At 67.0% G+C, this 19,768-nt stretch carries 18 protein-coding genes; 6 read left to right on the forward strand and 12 right to left on the reverse strand.

Annotated features, from left to right (window positions below):
- Positions 1-38: 38 nt before the first annotated feature.
- The 6 genes from ACZF5Y_RS12720 to ACZF5Y_RS12745 are packed head-to-tail and all read right to left on the reverse strand — an operon-like array spanning position 39 to position 5,777.
- Positions 39-1,076 carry a zinc-dependent alcohol dehydrogenase gene (locus tag ACZF5Y_RS12720; RefSeq protein ID WP_497532997.1) on the reverse strand — a complete coding sequence of 346 codons (1,038 nt, stop codon included), beginning with the start codon at positions 1,074-1,076 and terminating at the stop codon, positions 39-41.
- Positions 1,076-1,834 carry an SDR family NAD(P)-dependent oxidoreductase gene (locus ACZF5Y_RS12725; protein ID WP_497532998.1) on the reverse strand — a complete coding sequence of 253 codons (759 nt, stop codon included), beginning with the start codon at positions 1,832-1,834 and terminating at the stop codon, positions 1,076-1,078. Before ACZF5Y_RS12725 ends, ACZF5Y_RS12720 begins: the two co-directional genes overlap by 1 nt.
- A gap of 58 nt (positions 1,835-1,892) precedes the next feature.
- On the reverse strand, positions 1,893-2,930 hold the full coding sequence (locus ACZF5Y_RS12730; protein ID WP_497532999.1) for an NAD(P)-dependent alcohol dehydrogenase: 1,038 nt from the start codon (positions 2,928-2,930) through the stop codon (positions 1,893-1,895).
- Entirely contained in the window at positions 2,927-3,682 is a 756-nt protein-coding gene (locus ACZF5Y_RS12735; protein ID WP_497533000.1) for a beta/alpha barrel domain-containing protein, read from the reverse strand. Before ACZF5Y_RS12735 ends, ACZF5Y_RS12730 begins: the two co-directional genes overlap by 4 nt.
- On the reverse strand, positions 3,679-5,136 hold the full coding sequence (gene xylB / locus ACZF5Y_RS12740) for a xylulokinase (RefSeq protein ID WP_497533001.1): 1,458 nt from the start codon (positions 5,134-5,136) through the stop codon (positions 3,679-3,681). The genes ACZF5Y_RS12735 and xylB overlap by 4 nt, the downstream gene beginning before the upstream one ends.
- On the reverse strand, positions 5,133-5,777 hold the full coding sequence (locus tag ACZF5Y_RS12745; protein WP_497533002.1) for an SIS domain-containing protein: 645 nt from the start codon (positions 5,775-5,777) through the stop codon (positions 5,133-5,135). The genes xylB and ACZF5Y_RS12745 overlap by 4 nt, the downstream gene beginning before the upstream one ends.
- A gap of 132 nt (positions 5,778-5,909) precedes the next feature.
- Here ACZF5Y_RS12745 and ACZF5Y_RS12750 point away from each other — a divergent pair, with 132 nt between their 5' ends.
- Complete coding sequence (locus ACZF5Y_RS12750; RefSeq protein ID WP_497533003.1) at positions 5,910-6,851, forward strand: sugar-binding transcriptional regulator; 942 nt, start codon at positions 5,910-5,912, stop codon at positions 6,849-6,851.
- 57 nt (positions 6,852-6,908) lie between these two features.
- On the opposite strand, the gene ACZF5Y_RS12755 is transcribed toward ACZF5Y_RS12750, so the two are convergent.
- From ACZF5Y_RS12755 to ACZF5Y_RS12765, 3 genes are all read right to left on the reverse strand, one after another.
- Entirely contained in the window at positions 6,909-7,985 is a 1,077-nt protein-coding gene (locus tag ACZF5Y_RS12755; protein ID WP_497533004.1) for a substrate-binding domain-containing protein, read from the reverse strand.
- Between the two features lie 73 nt (positions 7,986-8,058).
- A complete protein-coding gene (locus ACZF5Y_RS12760) occupies positions 8,059-9,072 on the reverse strand; it encodes an ABC transporter permease (protein WP_497533005.1) in 1,014 nt (337 codons plus the stop codon).
- A 2-nt stretch (positions 9,073-9,074) separates the two neighbouring features.
- Complete coding sequence (locus tag ACZF5Y_RS12765; protein WP_497533006.1) at positions 9,075-10,667, reverse strand: sugar ABC transporter ATP-binding protein; 1,593 nt, start codon at positions 10,665-10,667, stop codon at positions 9,075-9,077.
- 179 nt (positions 10,668-10,846) lie between these two features.
- Between ACZF5Y_RS12765 and ACZF5Y_RS12770 the strand changes: the two genes are divergently transcribed.
- From ACZF5Y_RS12770 to ACZF5Y_RS12790, 5 genes are all read left to right on the forward strand, one after another.
- Complete coding sequence (locus tag ACZF5Y_RS12770; protein ID WP_497533007.1) at positions 10,847-11,806, forward strand: sugar-binding transcriptional regulator; 960 nt, start codon at positions 10,847-10,849, stop codon at positions 11,804-11,806.
- On the forward strand, positions 11,803-12,573 hold the full coding sequence (locus tag ACZF5Y_RS12775) for an SDR family oxidoreductase (protein ID WP_497533008.1): 771 nt from the start codon (positions 11,803-11,805) through the stop codon (positions 12,571-12,573). The genes ACZF5Y_RS12770 and ACZF5Y_RS12775 overlap by 4 nt, the downstream gene beginning before the upstream one ends.
- Entirely contained in the window at positions 12,573-13,511 is a 939-nt protein-coding gene (locus ACZF5Y_RS12780; protein ID WP_497533009.1) for a carbohydrate kinase family protein, read from the forward strand. Before ACZF5Y_RS12775 ends, ACZF5Y_RS12780 begins: the two co-directional genes overlap by 1 nt.
- Positions 13,512-13,608: 97 nt before the next feature.
- On the forward strand, positions 13,609-14,310 hold the full coding sequence (locus tag ACZF5Y_RS12785; RefSeq protein WP_053352324.1) for a response regulator transcription factor: 702 nt from the start codon (positions 13,609-13,611) through the stop codon (positions 14,308-14,310).
- A 1-nt stretch (position 14,311) separates the two neighbouring features.
- Complete coding sequence (locus tag ACZF5Y_RS12790) at positions 14,312-15,814, forward strand: sensor histidine kinase (RefSeq protein WP_497533010.1); 1,503 nt, start codon at positions 14,312-14,314, stop codon at positions 15,812-15,814.
- 94 nt (positions 15,815-15,908) lie between these two features.
- Here ACZF5Y_RS12790 and ACZF5Y_RS12795 read toward each other — a convergent pair whose 3' ends face one another.
- The 3 genes from ACZF5Y_RS12795 to ACZF5Y_RS12805 form a co-directional block, all read right to left on the reverse strand.
- Positions 15,909-16,736, reverse strand: coding sequence for a DUF559 domain-containing protein (locus ACZF5Y_RS12795; RefSeq protein WP_497533011.1), 828 nt, complete (start codon positions 16,734-16,736; stop codon positions 15,909-15,911).
- A 308-nt stretch (positions 16,737-17,044) separates the two neighbouring features.
- A complete protein-coding gene (groL, locus tag ACZF5Y_RS12800) occupies positions 17,045-18,667 on the reverse strand; it encodes a chaperonin GroEL (RefSeq protein WP_497533012.1) in 1,623 nt (540 codons plus the stop codon).
- Positions 18,668-18,861: 194 nt separating this feature from the next.
- Positions 18,862-19,731: a LytR C-terminal domain-containing protein gene (locus ACZF5Y_RS12805; RefSeq protein WP_497533013.1), complete on the reverse strand. Its 870-nt coding sequence runs from the start codon at positions 19,729-19,731 to the stop codon at positions 18,862-18,864.
- Positions 19,732-19,768: the final 37 nt, after the last annotated feature.

The following is a 19,768-nucleotide window of genomic DNA, read 5'->3' on the forward strand; positions in this document are numbered from 1 at the left end:
CCTCGGGCACCGGCCCTGTCGTGTGCAGCGGAGCGCGACTACGCGCCGACCTCTACGAGCACCTTGACCTGCTCGAGATCGTTCGACGCGTCGAACGCCTGCTGCGCCTGCTCGAGCGGGAACACGGCGGTCACGAGCTCGTCGAGCGGCAAGCGCCGCTCACGCAGCAGCTCGATCGCCGCCTCGACATCCTCGCGCACGTACATCAGGTTGCCGAGCAGCGCGATCTCGCGATCTTGGATCAGCTCCAGATCGATCGTCGTCGGGCCCGCGGGCACGCCCACGGTCATGACCGTGCCGCCCTTCTCGAGCAGATCGATCGCGAGGCGCACCGTGGACTCGCGCGAGACGCAGTCGAAGACCACATCGGCCTTGCCGCCGAGCTCGCGCAAGGCGGCCTCCACCGCATCGGGCGCGCTGGAGTCGAAGCTGCCGGTGGCGCCGAGGCGCTCCGCGCGGGCGCGCTTCGATTCGAGCAGATCGGCGACGACCACCTGCGACGCGCCGGCGTGAAGCGCGGCGATCGAGACGAACAGCCCGATGGGGCCCGCACCGAGCACGACGACGCGCGCTCCCGCGAGGTCCCCCGCGCGGCGCACCGCGTGCACGGGCGTCGCGAAAGGCTCGATCAGAGCGGCCTCGCGGTCGCTCAGATCGTCGGGCAGCTCGATCACGCGGTCGGCAGCGATCGTGAAGCGATCCGTCATGCCGCCCGGGGTCTGGCAGCCGAACACATCGAGCGTCGCGCAGATGTTGTAGCGACCGCGCTGGCAGGGCGTGCACTCGCCGCAGGCGAGATTCGGCTCGACGACCACGCGCTTGCCGACGAGTTCGGCCGGCGCGTCGGCCCCAGCGGCTTCAACGACGCCGATGACCTCATGGCCCGGCCAGAACGGCAGTGACATGAACGGGTGGCGACCGTGCGCGGCGTGCACGTCGGAGCCGCAGATACCCACGATCGTCGAGCGCACGAGCACGTCGCCCGCACCGGCGACGGGAGCCGCGACCTCTTCGACCCGGATGTCATCGGCCGCATTGACGACGATGCGTCGCACGGCGTTCAACACGTCGCCCATCAGACGGCCGTATAGCCGCCGTCGGCGACGAGCACCGACCCGGTGATGAACGAGGCGGCGTCGCTCGCGAGGAAGACGACGCTCGGGGCGATCTCCTCGGGCAGAGCGAAGCGCTGCTGCGGCGCGTCTTCGATCCAGTAGCGCTGGAACTCCGGGTTGTCGACCGGGGCCATCTCGGTCTTGACGTAGCCCGGCGCGACCGCGTTGACACGAATGCCCAGGGGCGCCCACTCGACCGCGAGCGACTTGGTGAGGTGGTGCACCGCGGCCTTCGAAGCGTTGTAGGCGGGCTGCATCTGCGGGCGGTTGACGATGAGGCCCGACATCGAACCGATGTTCACCTGCGAACCGCCGCCGATCTCGCGCATGTGCTCGCCGACCGCGATGCTCGCCTTCCAGAGCGCGCGCACGTTGAGGTCCCAGACGGCATCCCACTGCTCATCGGTCACGCCCCACGACTCGCCGTGGAAGCAGGTGCCAGCGTTGTTGACGAGGATGTCGATCTGCCCGAGACCGGCCTTGGCCTCCTCAACCATGCGGGTGATCTGCGCATCGTCGGTGATGTCGGCGGTGATCGCGACGAAGTCGTGGCCGGCAGCCGCGGCCTCGGCGACGACCTGTGCGTTGCGCTCGGCGCTGCGGCCTGCAATCGCGACGCGCGCGCCGGCTTCGGCGAGCCCGTAGGCGAACGCCTTGCCGAGGCCCTGGTTGCCACCGGTGACGAGAGCGGTCTTGCCCTCGAGGCTGAACGTAGTCATGTGCATGTCCTTTTCGTGTGGTGCGGGGTTCTGAAAGTTGGATGGAGGCGTCGGCGGCTCAGCGACCGGGGTATACGACCGACTTCAGGCTGTCGGGGTTCGTGTCGCTCTCGAGCGCCTGCTCGACCTCGTCGAGGCCGAAGCGTCCGGTGACGAGCGAATCGAGGTCGACCTGTCCGTTCGCGACGAACTGGATCGCCACCGGCCAGGTTTCGGTGTAGCGGAAGATGCCGGTCACGGTGATCTCGCGGTTCTGGATGTCTTCGACGGGCAGCGTCATCTCCGGGTTGCCGAGCCCGACAAGCACCGCGGTACCCGCCGGGCGCACCGCGCGAATACCCGACTGCACCGCGGGGGCGGCGCCGCTCGCGTCGATGAAGGCGTCGATCGGCAGGCCGAAGTCGGCGGGGCTCTGGGTGCGCGGGTCGATGGTGCGCGTCGCACCGTACTTCAGGGCCCGTTCGCGGCGCTCCTCGACGAGATCGGAGACAATGACTTCTCCGGCGCCGAACGCGCGCGCGGTCTGGGCCGTGATGATGCCGATCGGGCCGGCACCGGCGATCAGCACCGTCGAGCCGGGAACGATGCCGGCCTTGCGAACCGACGTGATCGCGACCGAGAGCGGCTCGAGCAGCGCTGCGGCCTCATCGGTCACGGTGTCGGGCACGTCATGCGCGAACATCGATTGGATGGTCACGTACTCGGTGAAGGCACCGTCGATCGGCGGGGTCGCGTAGAACTCCATGTCCGGGCACAGGTTGTACTTGCCAATGCGGCATTCGCGGCAGTGGCCGCAGGGGCGCTGCGGCTCGATGGCGACGCGTTGGCCCACGCGCGATGCGTCGACGCCCGAGCCCACGGCGACGATCACGCCGCCGACCTCGTGGCCGAGCACCAGCGGGCCATCGACGACGAAGTCGCCGATGCGTCCCTCGCGGAAGTAGTGCACGTCAGAGCCGCACACGCCCACAGCACCCACGCGCACCAGCACCTCATCGGCCGCGGGCGTGGGGACAGGGCGCTCCTCGATGGTGAGCTCGCGCGTGCCGAGCAGCACGCTCGCGCGCATCTGCTGCGGAATCTCGGGGGTGGTCATGACGGTTCTCCTTGGGGTGCGGATGCGGGAAGTTCTGACTGAGGAGTCGGGCCGAGCAGCGCACGGCCGACGACCACGTGGTGCGCGCCCAGACCGAGGGCGCGTGCCGCGAGGGCGGCGTCGACGCCGCCGTCGACGCTCACGCGCGTGGACGGCGCGAGCTCGGCGACCCGTTCGAGCAGTTCGGGGCGTGCCGCTTGCCGAGTGCCGGGCTCAATGAGCATCACGAGGGTGCCGCTCGCGGCCTCCTCACCGTCGAGGTGACGGTGCGCCGCGGGCTCGTCTTCAGGATTCACGACGGACCAGATCTCGCCGCCGGCAGCGCGGAAGGCGTCACTCAATGAGCGGTCCGATGCGAACGGGGTCGGCAGCGCGACGCGTTGAGCGCCGACGCGCGCCGCGCTCGCGATGACCCGAGCAATCTCCGCGCGTACGTCAGGCTGCTTCACGGAGTCGGCAAGCACGATGACGTGCACTTCGAGCAGCGCATCGGGGTGCTGCCGACCCAGTGATTCGATCGCTTCGGGTGCGATGCCGAGGTGCACGAGCGCGCCGCGCTCGTTTCGAGAGATGATGACGTCGAGATGAATCGGCAGGCCCGCGTTCACGAAGCGCGTCGCGACGCCGTCGCGCGTCGCCTCCGGCGCCGAGTAGAGGCTCGCGTACACGGCGCCGTCGGCAAGCTCGGCCACCCATCCCGCATGCGGCAGGAGCGCCTCGACGGCGTCGCTGCGCTCTCGGAGGCGCGTCATGCGCGGCTCCGGTCGAGCGTGTCGATCGCAGCAAGCTCGGTGTAGCGCGCGAAGCGGTCGGCCGAGTCGTGGCGCGGCACCGCAGATACGCGACGTTCCGGCTTCCAGCTCTCCGCGAGTTCGGCGATCGGGGCGCCAGTAGCGACAGCAGCGGCCTGCACCGCGGCACCGCGCGCGACCGCTTCGGGGGCATCGACGAGGTGCACCGGCTTGCCGAGCGCATCGGCGAGAATCTGGCGGGTCGCCGCGGAGCGGGCGGCGCCGCCGATGGCGATCACCTCTCCGTCAGTGCGCACGCCGCAGCGCTCGAAGTGTGACAGCCCCGTCACGAGGCCGAACACGACGCCCTCGTAGGCGGCGCGCGCGAGCTCTTCACGACTGGTCTCGGTCGTGAGGTCGGCCAGCAGCCCCGTGGCGAGCGGACGGTTGGGGGTGCGCTCCCCGTCGAGGAACGCGGCCAGCACCGGCCCCTCGCTGCCCGCTGCGAGCGCCAGCTCCGAGAGCTCGTCGTGGTTCGCGCCCATGAGTCGGGCGAAGGTATCGACGACCTTGGCGCCGTTCAGTGTGCAGACGAGCGGCAAGAACCCGCCGGTGAGGTTGGCCACGCCGTTGACCAGGCCGCTCGGATCGCGCACCGGATCGGGCGTCGTCGAGAACACCACGCCCGATGTGCCGAATGCGAAGACCGCGTCGCCCTGCGCGATGCCGAGGCCGAGCGCCGAGGCATGCTGGTCACCGCCGCCCGCTGAGACGAGCGCGGGCTCGGTGATCCCGAGCTCGGCCATCGCCTCAGCCGTGGTCGAACCGGCCACGCCCTCGGGTGCGAGCACCTCCGGCAACATACTCGCCCAGTCGCGGCGGTCGTCAATCAGATTGAGGTGGTCGAAGAGGTAGGCGTTCGCGGCCGGGTCGAAGTAGCCCGTGCCCGACGCCTCCGAGCGATCGGTCGCGAACGCACCGGTGAGACGGTAGGTGAGGTAGTCATGCGGCAGCAGGATGGTCGCGAGGCGCGCGAAGTTGTCGGGTTCGTGGTCGGCGAACCACGCAACCTTGCTCAGCGTGAAGGCCGCCGTGGGCAGCGACCCCGTCGAGGTGATGAGCTCTTCCGCGCCGATGCGCGCAGTCAGGCTGCGCAGCTCGGCGTCAGTCGTCGTGTCGTTCCACAGTTTCGCGTCGCGAATGACCTCGCCGCGCGCGTCGAGCGGCACCATGCCGTGGCACTGGCCCGCGACCGAAATCGCCTGCACCCGCACGGCGCCCGCATCGGCCAGCGCAGCCCGGAACGCGCTCACGAAGGCGGACCACCAGGCCCGCGGATCTTGCTCGCTGCGCGGCGGCGCAACCGGCGGGTGGGCGGCGGATGCCCCGGCGATGCGACGCCCATCATCAATGGCGAAGAACTCGACTTTGCACGACTGCGTCGACGTGTCGACGCCGCAGACCACCGAGATCATGCGTTCTTCCCCTGCGTCGGCACCGAGACCGCGTCGGGCAGGTCCTCCTGTTGGCCCACGATCCCCGCGGGATGAATCTGCACGACCTCTTCCCAGCTGAAGCCGCGCAAGCCCATCAGCGTCACGGTGAGTGCGTCGCCCCAGGCGCCGGCGACGAGCGTGCTCCCGAGCGCGATGAGGCCGCCCGCATCCGCCTCGACGGGGTCGGTGGTGATGTGCACGACCCGGGAGGAGGCAGCCGCAAAGGGTGAGTCGGGCCGCTCGGTCACCGCGATGACATGGGTGCCGCGCTCCGCCAGCCGCTCGGCGAGCTGCGTGAGTTCGGCCGACTGGCCGCCCTTCGAGAAGGCGATGACCAGGTCGTCAGGCGTGACGGCACCCATTCCGCCGTGCAGCGCATCCTGCGACGGAAGATAAAAGGAGGGTGTGCCCGAGACCGACAGCAGGTGCGCCAGGCGCTCGGCCATGATGCCGGAGGTGCCCGCACCCGTGGTGACGATCTTGCCTGCGCAGCGCTGCACGGCGTCGACGACCTCGGCGAAGTCGACGTCGATCTGCTCGGCGAGGTTCGCGAGTGCCTGCGACTCGCGAAGGATCGACTCTCGGGCGTGCTGCACAAGGTCTGCGGCGGTTGCGCTCATATGATTGACCTGATCTCTCATTTGTTGCATTGATTCTATCGCCTCGTGCGAGAGGACGCGACTTCGATCGGTGCAATCCGCACCGATTGAGCCGAACGGTGTGGGAGGATGACCCCTCGAGAGGAGACGCCCATGGAACCCGGCCCCAACCGACTCGTCGAAATGGCCCACGTCGCCCGCGAACACTTCATCAATGATGTGCCGATGGTGGAGCTCGCCGCTCGCACCGGCATGTCTCGGTTCCGCGTAGCCCGCCTCATCTCTGAGGCCCGGGAACTCGGTGTACTGCGCATCACCATCGGCGATCCGCAGGCCCTCGCACGCGACGAGGCCGCAGAGTTGCGGCGTCGATACGGGCTCCGAGAGATCCGTTGCGTCACGCTCCCTGACGGCGAAGCCTCCCCCGAAGCGCTTCGCGATGCTCTCGGACGTTCAGCAGCCGAGTACCTTGAGACGTCGGTGCGCTCCGGCGAAGTGCTCGGATTCGCCAGTGGACGCACACTCGGGGCGATCCCGCAGCACCTGCGCTCGTTGCCCGTCTGCGACGTCGTGCAACTCACCGGTCTCTCCGGCCCGCCCGGTGAAACCGCCGGCGACCTCGTCCGCGCCGTCAGCGCGATCTCAACCGGCGCGCCTGCGTCGATGTACATCCCGCTCGTCGCTTCTGACACCGAGGCGGCGGCAGTCTTCGAACGCCAGCCAGGCGTCGCCGAGACTCTCGCGCGCATGCCAGAGGTGACCCGGGCGATGCTGGCGCTCGGCAGCTGGGTGCCGGTCGTGTCGCAACTCGCCGACTCGATCACCGCGACAGAGGCCGACGCACTCATCGCGCGCGGCGTTCGCGCCGACGTCGGCGCATCGCTCTTCGATGAGCATGGTGAGCGCGTCTCGGCACTCGACGATCGCACCATCGCGATTCCCTTCGATCAGCTGCAGCGCATCCCGGAGATCGTGGTCGTCGCCGGCGGAGCCGAGAAGCACGCAGCGCTGCGCGCGGTCCTGCGGGCGGGGTTCGTGACGACGCTGATCACCGACCGTGCCTCCGCACTCGCACTGCTCTCCAGTTCCCACTGAGAACGACAGCGGCGGCCCACTCCCCTGCCCGGGAGCGGACCGCCGCTGTGCATCGAATCACTTCTCCTGGCCGGGAAGACCCTCGTAGGCGATGTCGCCGGTCTTGAGGTTTTCGGCGATCAGGTCGCTCAGGCCGTCGAGGAAGGCCGGGCGATCATTCACGACGTGATCGAGAGCGTCCTCGACGTTGTCCTTCGTGATGGGGGGCATCGTGTAGATGAGGTTGTTGTCGACGGCTTCGTCGCGGGCGATCGCCGCGGCTACCGCCACACCGGTTGCGAGCTGCACGGTGCCGTTCTGCAGCGAGGTTCCGATGAAGTCACCGCTCTTGACGGCGTTCAGGCCGTCCTCGATGCCGTCGATGCCGACGACGGGAACATCGTCCATGCCGGCTTCGCGCAGCGCCTGCTTCGCGCCGAGGCCCATGTCATCGTTCTGCGAGATGACTCCGTCGATGTCGTCACCGAAGGCCGAGATCCAGTTCTTGACCTTGTTGACCGCTTCGTCGCGGCTCCAGTTCGCGGTGTCCTTCGCGAGCACCTTGACGTCGGGATTCTCCTCGAGCACCTGGTCGATGCCCGCGCCACGGTTGATCTCGCCCGAGCCGCCGAGGGGGCCCTGCAGAATGACGACGTTGCCCTTGCCGCCGAGCTCGTCCATCATCATCTCGGCTTCCTGAGCGCCCGCAGCCACGTCGTCGGGCTGCACGCTGCCGGCAACGTCCTCGTTGTTGAGGGTCGCGTTGACGTCGAGGAAGGGGATGCCGGCTTCCTTGGCCGCAGCCACCTGGGGCTGCAGCGTGTCGGCCTGCACCGGGACGACCATGATGGCGTCGACGCCGGCCTGGATGAACTGGTCGACCTGGGTCGCCTGCGTGGACACGTCCATCTTCGCGACATTCCACAGGATCTCGATGTTGTTGTCTTCGGCGTAGCGGTCGATGCCTTCCTTGCCCTCAGTGATGAAGGAAGACATGTCGTAGACGCTGACACCGATGGTGACGCGTTCCTTGCCGCTGTCGTCCGAGCCCTGCTGCGCTGCAGGATCGCCGGCACCGCAGGCCGCGAGCGAGAGCGCTGCGGCGCCCGCCACGACGACCGCGAAGCTGCGGGTCATTCGAGAGGTGAACTTCATGGGGTACTCCATTTCGGTGTGGGTGGTGCGGTGAGAGGGAGCGCCGCGTCTCAACTGCGAGACGCGGCGACGTTCAAGATCGTCGTCGTTTGCTGGCCCAGACGTCGACGGCGACCGCGGCGACGATCAGCACGCCCTTGATCACGTCCTGCCAGTAGGCCGGGACGGTCAGGATGTCGAGACCGTTGTTCAGGGTCTGGATGAGGAGGAGACCGAGGGCGGTGCCCCAGACGGTGCCACGACCACCCATGAGGCTGGCGCCGCCGATCACAACGGCCGCGATGGCATCGAGTTCGTAGCCCTGTCCGAGGTTCGGCGATCCGCTGATGACGCGCGAAGAGAGCATGATGCCCGAGAGCCCGGCGAGTGCACCGCTGATCGCGTAGACGCTGAAGAGCACGCGCCCGGTCTTGACACCGGCGATCTGCGCAGCGAGGGGGTTGCCGCCGACGGCGTAGACGCGCAGGCCGTAGCTGGTGCGGCGCATGATGAGGCCGAGGCAGACGATCGCGATGATCATCAGGATGACCGGGATCGTGAGTCCGAAGACGCGCGTGTTGGCGAACTGGCCGTAGTCCGTGGGCAGGCCGTTGATCGGCGCGCCGTCGCCGAGCACGAATGCGAGGCCGCTGGCAAGGGTGAGCATGCCGAGAGTCGCGATGAACGGCGGCACCTTCATGACCGAGACCACGAAGCCGTTCACCGAGCCCGCGGCGAAGCCGACCGCCACCGCGACCACCGGCGCGAGCCAGAGCTGGTCGGGCGCGGACTTCGCCGTGACTGCGGCGGCCATGGCACTGAGCGCGATCACACTGCCCACCGACAGATCGATGCCGCCGGTGAGGATCACCAGTGTTTGCCCGAGAGCGATCAGCGCGAACGGTGCAGCCGCGATGAGAATCGTGGTCACGTTGTCCACGGTGCCGAAGCGCGCGCTGCGGTACAGGAAGAACGCGATGATCAGGAGCATCACGATCACCATCGCGTAGCGGATGGCGAGTTCTCGGAACCAGGGGCCAGAGAATCGGCGGAGGTCGCCGCTCTCGGACACCGTCCGCATCACTTCGGTCTTCGTCGGGTTCGACATGATCATGCGTCCTTTCGCGGAGCGGCCGCCGTGTCGGCAGCAGCCGAGCTCGCATCCGTGGCTTCGAGTCCGCTGGCGAGGCGGAAGATTCGGTCCTGCACCTCGGCGCGGGAGAGGTCATCGGCGGAGAGCTCCCCGGCGACGGCGCCGTCGCGCAGCACGAGCGCGCGGTGCGAGAGGCTGAGGATCTCGGGCATATCGCTCGATGCCATCAGCACGGCCATACCGCTGGCCGCCAGGTCGACGATGATGCGGTAGATCTCGCTGCGAGCCCCCACGTCGACGCCGCGTGTCGGCTCGTCGAGCAGCAGCACGTCGACGTCGTCGGTCAGCCACCGCGCGAGCACCACCTTCTGCTGGTTGCCGCCCGAGAGTGTCTCGAGCGACTGGTCGAGACCGCGGCTGCGCAGGCGCACCGAGTCCATGACCTCCGAGATCTTCGCGCGTCGGGCGCGCTGGCGCAGGAAGCCGGCGATCGAGAACTGGCCGAGGCCCGGCAGCGTGCCGTTGTCGAGTACCGACATCGGCAGCACTGCGCCGGCCCCCTTGCGATCCTCGGGCACGAGGGCCATCTTGGCTGTGATCGCAGCAGCGGGCTCGCCCGCCTTCACGCGCTTGCCGCGCACGCGCACCTCGCCGCCCTCCGAGCGGCGCACGCCGAACACGGTTTCCATCAACTCGGTGCGACCGGCGCCGACGAGGCCTGCGAGCCCGACGATCTCGCCGCGGCGCACGTTCAGCGTGATGGGCTCTGCGGCGCCCGCGACCTGCACGGCGTCGAGCTCGAGCAGCACCTCGTCGGTGTGCGTGCCGCGATCCGGGAAGAGGTCTTCGAGCTCTCGGCCGATCATCGCGGTGACGATGTCGTCGTCGGTGAGGTTCCCGAGCGGCTGATCCTCGACCAGCTCGCCGTCGCGCAGCACGATCACTCGGTCGGCGATCGCGCGGATCTCCTCCATCTTGTGCGTCGTGAAGAGCAGTGCGACCCCGCGTCGGCGCAGCATGTCCATGACCTCGAGCAGTCGGCCGACCTCGCGCTCGGAGATCGCGCTCGACGGCTCGTCGAGCAGGATCACGCTGGCCCCCGTGTTCGTCGCCTTGACGATCTCGATGATCTGACGGATGCCGACGGGCAGATCGCCCATGCGCTTGCGCGGGTCGATGGTGAGGCCGAAGACGGCCAGCTGATCCCGCGCCGCATCGATCATGGCGCCGCGACGGAGCCCGAGCGGGCCGCGCAGTTCACGCCCGATGAACAGATTTTCGTAAACGGAGAGCTCGAGAATCGAGGCAAGCTCCTGCGGCACGATGGCGACGCCCAGTCGGTGCGCGGCCTGCGCGTTGCCCGCGGGGAGCGGCGTGCCCTGCACATGCACGGTGCCGGCATCTGGGCGGTACTGGCCCGAAGCGATCTTCATCAGCGTGGATTTGCCGGCGCCGTTCTCGCCCGCGAGCGCGGTGATCGTGCCCGCCTCTAGCGTCAAGGAGATCCCGCGGAGCACCGGAACTCCGCCGAAGCCCTTGATGATGCCCGCGCACTCGAGCAGCGCGCCCGCTGGTGCGGTCGCAGGCTCGTTGGCTTGCAAGTCACTCATGATGCATGCACCTCTCTCCACGGCGAGCGGAGGTTTCTCGTCGTTCCGGCTCTGGGTCGCAGCGTTCGCGGCCCGTATAGGTTTCTATCATGAGTTGTAACATCTGAGAAACACTTGCGCACATTTGAGCGGTGCTACAGTCATCCTGACCCGCCGAATACGCCCGACGAAGGAGCCGCATGAGCGAATCGGAACGCCGAATGGCGCTCGTGGCAACCCGCCACTACATCGACGGGCTCTCGCGCATTGAAATCGCAGATGAGATGGGTATTTCCAGGTTCGTCGTCGCGCGCCTCCTCGAGCAGGCGCGCGAGCGCGGAGTGGTCCGATTCGAGATCGCGTCGCCCGAGGATCTCGATCTCAACTTGTCCGCTCAGTTGCGCACCGCGTTCTCACTTCGTCACGCAATTGTTGTACACGCGCCGAGCGGCGCCGACATCACGATGAAGGAGCGGTTGGGCGCTGCCGCTGCGCGACTGCTCGAAGAAGTGCTCCTCCCTGGCGAGGTATTGGGCCTCGCCGCCGGCCGCACCCTTCGTCAGATGGTGCTGGCCTGCGAGCAGCTTCCACCCGTCGACGTCGTGCAGCTCGAGGGCGTCGCTGCGGGGTTGCACGAAAGCGGCGTCGAACTCGTGCGTCGCGCCGCACGCGTCTCCGGCGGCACGCCCCACGCGCTCCTCGCGCCGCTGCTCACCCGTACCGCAGAGTCGGCGGCGCTGCTGCGCGATGAGCCAGCGGCACGCGACACGTTCTCGCGCTTCGCAGACGTCACCACCGCCGTTGTGGGCATCGGCAGTTGGAATCCCGAGGATTCGCAAGTATCGATGCTCGCCGGCCAGCTCGGCATCAGGGACTCACTGCTGGAGAGCGGCGTTCGCGCAGATCTCGGCGCAGTGCTCCTCGATACCGATGGCCAGGTCATCGAGCAAGCCACCGCGCAGAGCATCGGCATCGATGCTGAGGGGCTCCGACATGTGCCCCACGTTCTCGCCGTAGCCGGCGGTCCGCTCAAATTTGTTGCGATACGGGCAGCATTGCGGAGCGGCCTCATCCATTCTCTCGCTTGCGACGCCATCACGGCCCAGGCACTCCTCGCCGACGCCACACTCGCCGATTCAGCACACAGGAGCGATTCATGAAGTTCGAAGATCTGCACGGGCGCACCGCCGTCATCACCGGCGGAGGGCGCGGCCTCGGCTTCTCCCTCGCCGAGGCACTCGCCGGTCAGGGTGTCAACGTCGCGTTGCTCGACGTCCTCCCAGAGGTCGGCGAGGCCGCCACGTCGCTCGCTGCCGAGTACGGGGTGCAGGCCATCGGCATCCGCACCGACGTCACCGATCCCGAACAGATCAACGCCGCATTCGATCGCATCACCGCGGAGATCGCGACACCGCAGATCCTGCTCACCGCTGCGGGAATCACCCTGCTCGAAGCAGCAGTCGACATCGACCCGGCCCAGTGGCGTCGCCTGCAGTCCATCAACGTCGACGGCACGTTCTTCGTTGCGCAGGTGTTCGCTCGTCGCCTGATCGCTGCAGAACTGGCGGGCTCGGCGATCCTCGTCTCGTCAATGTCGGCCAAGATCGTCAATGTGCCCCAGCAGCAGACCGCCTACAACGCCTCGAAAGCCGCAGTAGATCACCTCACACGCTCGCTCGCCGTCGAGTGGGCCGGTCACCGCATCCGCGTCAATGCGATTGCTCCCGGGTATTTTCTCTCGGATATGACGAAGCAGTTCACTGAAAGCAACCCCGTGCTCGCCGCCGATTGGACCTCGCGAATCCCGCTCGGGCGCATGGGTGACCCGAGCGATCTGCATGGGCTCGTCGGATTCCTCGCTTCGGATGCGTCCTCGTACCTGACTGCGCAGTCCATCGTCATCGATGGCGGGTACACTGCGCTCTGATGAGCAACGCAGCTTCGGGCACCCCCCGACCTCCCCACAGCCCCCGCGCCGTCGTGTTCGGCGAAGCCCTCGTCGACGTGATCGACGGCACCGCTTTTCCCGGCGGATCACCACTCAATGTCGCCGTCGGGCTGAGTCGTCTCGGGGTCACCACGCGACTGGCAGGTCGCTTCGGCGACGATGCGCACGGAGCTCTGATCGCGGAGCACCTGCGCGCTTCTGACGTCGCCTTCCCCGATCCGATTGTCGGCGCGACCACGTCGCGGGCCGAGGTCGTACTGAATGACGCCGGTCAGGCGCAGTACGAGTTCACACTCGACTCGACCCTCCCCGAGACCTCGCTTGACGGTGTCGAACTGGTGCACACCGGGTCGCTGGGCGCCGTCCTCGCACCGGGGTCGCACACAGTCGCGCGCGCCTTTGCGTCCGCGGAACACGCCCTGGGCAGCTACGATCCGAACATCCGCCCCGCGCTCATGGTCGACCACGCTGATACGCTCCGACAGGTCGAATCGCTGGTCGCAATGAGTCACATCGTCAAGCTGAGCGATGAAGACGCCGAGTGGCTGTACCCCGGGCGGTCAGCAGACGGCGTGCTCGAGCATTTCTTGTCGCTCGGAGCTCAGCTTGCGGTGCTGACGCGCGGCGCAGCGGGGTGTCTCGCGCGCACCTCCGCCGACGCTTACTCCGTGCCCGCGCCGCGCATTGTCGTCGCAGACACCGTGGGCGCGGGTGACTCGTTCATGGCGGCCCTCCTCACCGCGGTGCTCGACGGCCCGCTTGCGGCATCCTTGCGCTCGACGGCGGTGCCGGATCGCTTCGGCGTCACCAACGCACTCGAATTCGCGGTCCGCGCCGCCGGCATCACCTCATCGCGCGTCGGGGCGAACCCGCCTCGGGCGCACGAAGTCGTCACGGAGCGAGAGGTCGACGGATAACGGGAGGTCGAAGCGTGCGCTGAGCGTGAACACGCTCGGGCTCCGATCCGCAATCATTTCCAGCCACTTCATAGCAAACAATCAGAGACTGAGACGCATGAACACTCAGCCAAAGGGACCCCGGATTCTCATCGTCGACGACGAACCCAGCATCCGCGAGCTGCTCAGCACGAGCTTGCGCTTCGCCGGGTTCGGAGTGCGCGCGGTCGGCAACGGCGCGCAGACCATCTCGGCAGTACTCGAAGAGGAACCCGACCTCATCGTGCTCGATGTCATGCTGCCCGATATGAACGGGTTCAGCGTCACAAAGCGACTGCGATCCGCCGGCTACACCGCCCCCATCATCTTCTTGACGGCAAAAGACGACACGGAAGACAAGGTCGAGGGGCTCACTGTCGGTGGCGACGACTATGTCACAAAGCCGTTCAGCCTGGACGAGATTATCGCCCGCATCAAGGCCGTACTGCGTCGCACGATCCAGGAGGATGAGGATTCGGTGCTCAGCGTCGGGCCCATCACGATGGATCAGGATACGCACGAGGTCACCGTGCAGGGCGCCTCCGTAGAACTCTCCCCCACCGAGTTCAAGCTGCTGCGCTACCTGATGCAGAACGCGAACCGCGTGCTCTCGAAGGCGCAGATTCTCGATCACGTGTGGGAGTACGACTTCAACGGCGACGCTGGGATCGTGGAGTCGTACATCTCGTACCTGCGCCGCAAGCTCGATCCGCTCACCGAAGACTCGCTGATCCAGACCAAACGCGGCTTCGGGTACATGCTGAAGACCGAAGCGAAGTAGCGTGGCTCGGCCCAACTGGACCGAGCGTTGGGCCGACATCTCGCTCCGCGCGAAGATCACCGGCGTTACGGTCTTCATCCTCTTTCTCGGGTTGATCGTCGCGGGGGTCGGTACGCTCGCCGTGCTGCAGCCCATGCTGAGCTCGAATCAGACGCAAGCGCTTGAGCGTCTGCGCGCTGACCCGACCAATGCGCTCGGCCCGCTTGCAAATGTCAACGGTTTGCGCGCGCAAGACATCACGCAGGCACCGCAGGGCTACTACGTCGCCCAGCTCGATTCGTACGGCAACATCGTTCGTGACAACACGCTGAGCGCCGACGACAAGAGCGTGCCGGTGGTGCCCGAGGGTGTGCTCTCGACCGACGCAGTGCTGCACGAGTGGGCGAACGGCATCGTGCCGCTCTACGCCGCTGATGGCACCAAATGGAACGGTGTCGTGAAACCGATCACCGAGAAAGGCCAGGTGGGTGGCGCGCTCCTGGTCGCCATTTCGACCGCCCCCGTCACGCAGACTGTCGCGCAGTACATCATCATCTTCACCGGGTTCGGCATCGCAGTGATCCTGCTCGGAGCCGCGCTCACGCGCCTGCTCGTCACCGCCACATTCCTGCCGCTCGCCGAGGTCGAACGCACCGCGCTCGAAATCGCTCGCGGCGACTACTCGAAGCGCATCATGATCTCGAGCCCGCACACCGAGGTCGGCCATCTCGGCCAGTCGCTGAACATCATGCTCGACCGGCTCGACGGCTCGCTCGAAGACCGCGCGCGCACCATCGAACGCATGCGTCGCTTCATCGGAGACGCCAGCCACGAGCTGCGCACGCCGCTGGTCTCGGTGCGCGGGTACGCCGAGCTGTATCGCATGGGCGCGCTGCAAGAAGACGAAAATATCTCGCAGGCGATGGAGCGCATCGAGAAAGAGGCGATCCGCATGACCTCGCTCGTCGAGGACCTGCTCGCACTCGCTCGCCTCGACGAGCGTCGCCCGCTCGAGCTCGCGCACCTGCCACTGAACCAGCTGGCAACGGATGCCGCGCTCGACGCACGCGCGCAGGCACCCGACCGCGAGGTGACGGTCGTCGCAGACCCCGCCGAGCCGTCCGTGATCGGCGACGAGCACAAGGTGCGGCAGCTGATGACGAACCTGCTCGGCAACGCGATGCGGCACACCCCAGACGGCGGCCCCATCGAGCTCGTCGTGTCGACGCCCGCGCCTGAGCCCGACGGCAAGCCCGTCGCCCGCTTCGAGATCGTGGACCACGGTGAGGGCGTACCCGAGCAGATCAGAGACAAGATCTTCGGTCGCTTCTGGCGCGCCGATACTTCACGTAACCGCGAAACCGGCGGCTCGGGCCTCGGCCTGGCCATCGTGCGGTCGATCGTCGACGCTCATGGCGGCACCGTCAGCGTGCATGAGACCCCTGGTGGTGGAGCGACCTTCCGCGTCGACTTGCCGGGCGCCCCGGCCTCCGACGACACGGTGCCGGTGCCTCGCCTCGAGTAGGGGCGATGCGGGGCTCGGCGCTTGCTCAGAGGAAAATCTGCAGCCAGAGGAACGAATGGCCACCAATCAGAGGTGATGATTGCAGATCTTGCGTTCAACGACGCACCCGCGGTCGCCCCAGTGCCAGCGCAAGCATAATGCGGTGCTGCACGTCAGGCCAGTGATTGATCACCTCGTCATACCCCACGCGAATCACATCGTATCCACGTGCACGGAGTGCCGCATCGTGCGCATTGTCGCGATCGCGTTGGGGGCCGACGTGGTGGCCTCCGTCAATCTGCAGAACGAGCCACCCGTCGAAGAAAAAATCGACTCGGTGTCCCTCCACCCACGCCTGCGTCACAATGCTGCACTGCATCCACGAGGTCCGTGTCCGAACGAACGATTCCAGGCCAGAGTCTGCGTATGGCGAGCAGGCCTCAAGAATGTCGCGCTGACGCTTGGAGAGCGGCAGTGCCCGCAGGCTCGGCTGATCGATGAGGCGCGCATTCAGTGCGGAATCCCAGATGCTGACCGCAATCTCGTGGAGTTGGCACTGAGAAACCAGCTGCAAGACATTCACCAAGGGATCTTCGAGCGTGCCCGGCTGCCTTGCCATCATAGGCGCCGCCCAGTGCACTCGCCCGATGCTCGGCCGATAGCGATTTCCTCGGTACGTTGCAGCGACATGGGTTTCGGACGCGTCGAGCACCCAAAGACCCAACCTGCTTGCCTGGGTAACGCAGGTGAGCACCGTGCCGGTTCTCGCAGCGGAGATCAGCTGAGGATCCGCGTCGGGCAGTGCCACCCAACCGCGCACCGGGCGTACGACTGTCCCCGCTGCAAGCGCACGCGCAATCCGGTGGCGAGATACGCCAGCCAGCGTGAGGTCTCGTGACCGAGCGATGCCACGGGTACGCGCCAGGTGCGCTGTGAGGTTCATGGTTCCGAGTATGCCGACGGCGTGCGCCTCGATCGGCGACGTTTCGCCGATATGTGAACGGTCTAGAGACTCCATTCATTTCGCGGATTGTGGACGCATGGCGCGAGCGTCGCAGCCAGCGGAAGATCTGCATTCAGAGGAAGTATCAGTAGCCGAGGAGTGTGATGACTGCAGATAACCCTCTGAGGGTTGAAGAGCAAGGGGCTAAAGCTAGCCCGGCGCGGAGCAGCAGCCCGGCTCATTACTCCCCCCAAACGCATTGAGGGGCCGCGCCCGCAGGCGCGACCCCTCAGTGAGGAGGATTGGACTTAGAAGTCCATGCCACCGGTCGGGTCACCGGCGGGAGCAGCCGAGGCGGGCTCCGGCTTGTCGGCGACGACGGCCTCGGTGGTGAGGAACAGGCCGGCGATCGATGCGGCGTTCTGCAGCGCCGAGCGGGTGACCTTGGCCGGGTCCAGGATGCCCTGGGCGACGAGGTCGCCGTACTCGCCGGTCGCAGCGTTCAGGCCGTGACCCACGGGCAGGTTCGCGACGCGATCGGCGACCACACCCGGCTCAAGGCCTGCGTTGAGCGCGATCTGGCGCAGCGGAGCCTCGATGGCGGTCTGCACGATCTTCGCGCCCACTGCCTCGTCGCCCGAGAGCTCGAGTGCGCTGAAGACGTCCTTGCCGGCCTGGATCAGCGCGACGCCGCCACCGGCGAGCACGCCCTCTTCGACAGCTGCCTTCGCGTTGCGAACGGCGTCTTCGATACGGTGCTTACGCTCCTTGAGCTCGACCTCGGTTGCAGCGCCAGCCTTGATGACGGCGACGCCACCGGCGAGCTTCGCGAGGCGCTCCTGGAGCTTCTCGCGATCGTAGTCGCTGTCGGTGTTGTCGATCTCGCGGCGGATCTGGGTCACGCGGCCCTGGATCGCCTCTTCGTCGCCGCCACCCTGGACGATGGTGGTCTCATCCTTGGTGATGATGACCTTGCGTGCGGTGCCGAGCATGTCGAGCGTCGCGTTCTCGAGCTTGAGGCCGACCTCTTCCGAGATGACCTGGCCGCCGGTGAGGATCGCGATGTCCTGCAGCATTGCCTTGCGACGGTCGCCGAAGCCGGGAGCCTTGACTGCCGCCGACTTGAAGATGCCGCGGATCTTGTTGAGCACCAGCGTCGCGAGCGCTTCGCCCTCGACGTCCTCAGCGAGGATGAGGAGCTGCTTGCCCGACTGGATCACGGGATCGACGACGGGGAGCAGGTCCTTGATGTTCGAGACCTTGCTGTTGACGATGAGGATGTAGGGATCCTCGAACACCGCTTCCTGGCGATCGGTGTCCGTGACGAAGTACGCCGACAGGTAGCCCTTGTCGAAGCGCATGCCCTCGGTCAGCTCGAGCTCGGTGCCGAAGGTGTTCGACTCCTCGACGGTGACGACGCCTTCCTTACCGACCTTGTCGATCGCCTCGGCGATCAGCTTGCCGATCTGCTCGTCAGCGGCCGAAATCGATGCGGTTGCCGCGATCTGGTCGGTGGTCTCGATCTCCTGAGCGTTCTCGAGGAGCTTCGCCGAGACAGCTGCAACAGCTTTCTCGATGCCCTTCTTGATCGCGATGGGGTCGCTACCGGCCGAGACGTTGCGGAGGCCCTCGCGCACGAGCGCCTGAGCGAGCACGGTCGCGGTGGTGGTGCCGTCGCCTGCGACGTCATCGGTCTTCTTCGCGACCTCCTTGACGAGCTCGGCACCGATCTTTTCGTAGGGATCGTCGAGCTCGATCTCCTTGGCGATGGAGACGCCGTCGTTGGTGATCGTGGGTGCGCCCCACTTCTTCTCCAGTACGACGTTGCGACCGCGCGGGCCGAGCGTCACCTTCACGGCGTCGGCGAGGATGTTCAGGCCCCGCTCGAGTCCACGACGCGCTTCCTCATCAAACGCAATGATCTTTGCCATGTATTTCGCCCCTCCCGGACGTTCGAGATGTGGTCATCACCGTGCCCACGCAATGCGCCTGCGCACAGATGTTTAGCACTCAGCCAGATTGACTGCTAACACCAATCTTGGCACTCTCACCCAGGGAGTGCAAGCGCTCGCGCTCGCGCTGAGCGAACACTCCGAGAACAGATCGCGGACGCGCCCGTGCCCGCTTACTGCGCAGCTGCGGCGTCGGCCATCGCGTTCGCCGTGGCATCGCTCGCGGCGGCGATCGTCGACGGATCCGTCGCCAGACCCGTCGCCGGGTCGATCGGCCATCCCGTGGCGACATCGATATCCCACCCGGTCGTCGGGTCGATATCGAGCCCCGTATCCGGGTTGATCTCGTTGCCCGTCGCGGGGTTCACTTCTCGCTGTGCCGCACCCGTCGCATCGCCCTCGGCTTCGGCAGTGGTGTCGGCGGTCGCGTCACCACCATTCGCAGCGAGCTGCGCGGCCTCATCGATGCCCGGTCCCTTGTAGTCGGCACCGAGCAACACCACGAGCCGCACGCCGTACTTCTCGTAATCGGTCGAGGTGTACGTGGAGACTCCCCCGAGCTTCTCTGCCAGCCCCGCGGCTGCGGCGGCATCTGCCGGGTCCGAGTAGAACACTGCGGAGATTGCGACGTCTGCGGTGGCGGCGCTCCCCGAGAATTCGATCGATCCCCACTGCTGCTCCGTCACGATCGTGTCGAGCGCGGCCGCCAGATACTGGGTGGACGTGCCGTTGAGGATCGCTACCGTCGCCGTCGGGTCGAGCTCTGCGGTGACCTGTGTATTGGCGGATCCCGATGATCCGCCGGATGGCGCCAGGGAGAGCTTGCCGGTACCGCCGATGCCCTGCACGGCGAGGATGCCGAGCGTTGTGAGCACGGCGAACCCGAGGAGCCCGGCGATGAGGTACTGCCAGATATAGCGAGGGCGAGCAGTGACGCGATGCGCTCCCACTCGGCCTGAGCGCTTCAGCCGATCGAAGCGGTCTTCCGGGTAGGCCTGACGGGCACTGGGACGTGATACCTCCACATCGGTCCGTTGCGCCACTCGGGTTTCCTTCGTCTTCGCTGATTCCTGCCGTGCC

Source organism: Leucobacter sp. WKLB1, assembly GCF_059696215.1.

Excerpts from the sequence above, each read along its gene's own strand:
- ACZF5Y_RS12720 (WP_497532997.1), bottom strand. The coding sequence starts at position 1,076 with ATGGGCGACGTGTTGAACGCCGTGCGACGCATCGTCGTCAATGCGGCC.
- ACZF5Y_RS12725 (WP_497532998.1), bottom strand. The coding sequence starts at position 1,834 with ATGACTACGTTCAGCCTCGAGGGCAAGACCGCTCTCGTCACCGGTGGC.
- ACZF5Y_RS12730 (WP_497532999.1), bottom strand. The coding sequence starts at position 2,930 with ATGACCACCCCCGAGATTCCGCAGCAGATGCGCGCGAGCGTGCTGCTC.
- ACZF5Y_RS12735 (WP_497533000.1), bottom strand. The coding sequence starts at position 3,682 with ATGACGCGCCTCCGAGAGCGCAGCGACGCCGTCGAGGCGCTCCTGCCG.
- xylB (WP_497533001.1), bottom strand. The coding sequence starts at position 5,136 with ATGATCTCGGTGGTCTGCGGCGTCGACACGTCGACGCAGTCGTGCAAA.
- ACZF5Y_RS12745 (WP_497533002.1), bottom strand. The coding sequence starts at position 5,777 with ATGAGCGCAACCGCCGCAGACCTTGTGCAGCACGCCCGAGAGTCGATC.
- ACZF5Y_RS12750 (WP_497533003.1), top strand. The coding sequence starts at position 5,910 with ATGGAACCCGGCCCCAACCGACTCGTCGAAATGGCCCACGTCGCCCGC.
- ACZF5Y_RS12755 (WP_497533004.1), bottom strand. The coding sequence starts at position 7,985 with ATGAAGTTCACCTCTCGAATGACCCGCAGCTTCGCGGTCGTCGTGGCG.
- ACZF5Y_RS12760 (WP_497533005.1), bottom strand. The coding sequence starts at position 9,072 with ATGTCGAACCCGACGAAGACCGAAGTGATGCGGACGGTGTCCGAGAGC.
- ACZF5Y_RS12765 (WP_497533006.1), bottom strand. The coding sequence starts at position 10,667 with ATGAGTGACTTGCAAGCCAACGAGCCTGCGACCGCACCAGCGGGCGCG.
- ACZF5Y_RS12770 (WP_497533007.1), top strand. The coding sequence starts at position 10,847 with ATGAGCGAATCGGAACGCCGAATGGCGCTCGTGGCAACCCGCCACTAC.
- ACZF5Y_RS12775 (WP_497533008.1), top strand. The coding sequence starts at position 11,803 with ATGAAGTTCGAAGATCTGCACGGGCGCACCGCCGTCATCACCGGCGGA.
- ACZF5Y_RS12780 (WP_497533009.1), top strand. The coding sequence starts at position 12,573 with ATGAGCAACGCAGCTTCGGGCACCCCCCGACCTCCCCACAGCCCCCGC.
- ACZF5Y_RS12785 (WP_053352324.1), top strand. The coding sequence starts at position 13,609 with ATGAACACTCAGCCAAAGGGACCCCGGATTCTCATCGTCGACGACGAA.
- ACZF5Y_RS12795 (WP_497533011.1), bottom strand. The coding sequence starts at position 16,736 with ATGAACCTCACAGCGCACCTGGCGCGTACCCGTGGCATCGCTCGGTCA.
- groL (WP_497533012.1), bottom strand. The coding sequence starts at position 18,667 with ATGGCAAAGATCATTGCGTTTGATGAGGAAGCGCGTCGTGGACTCGAG.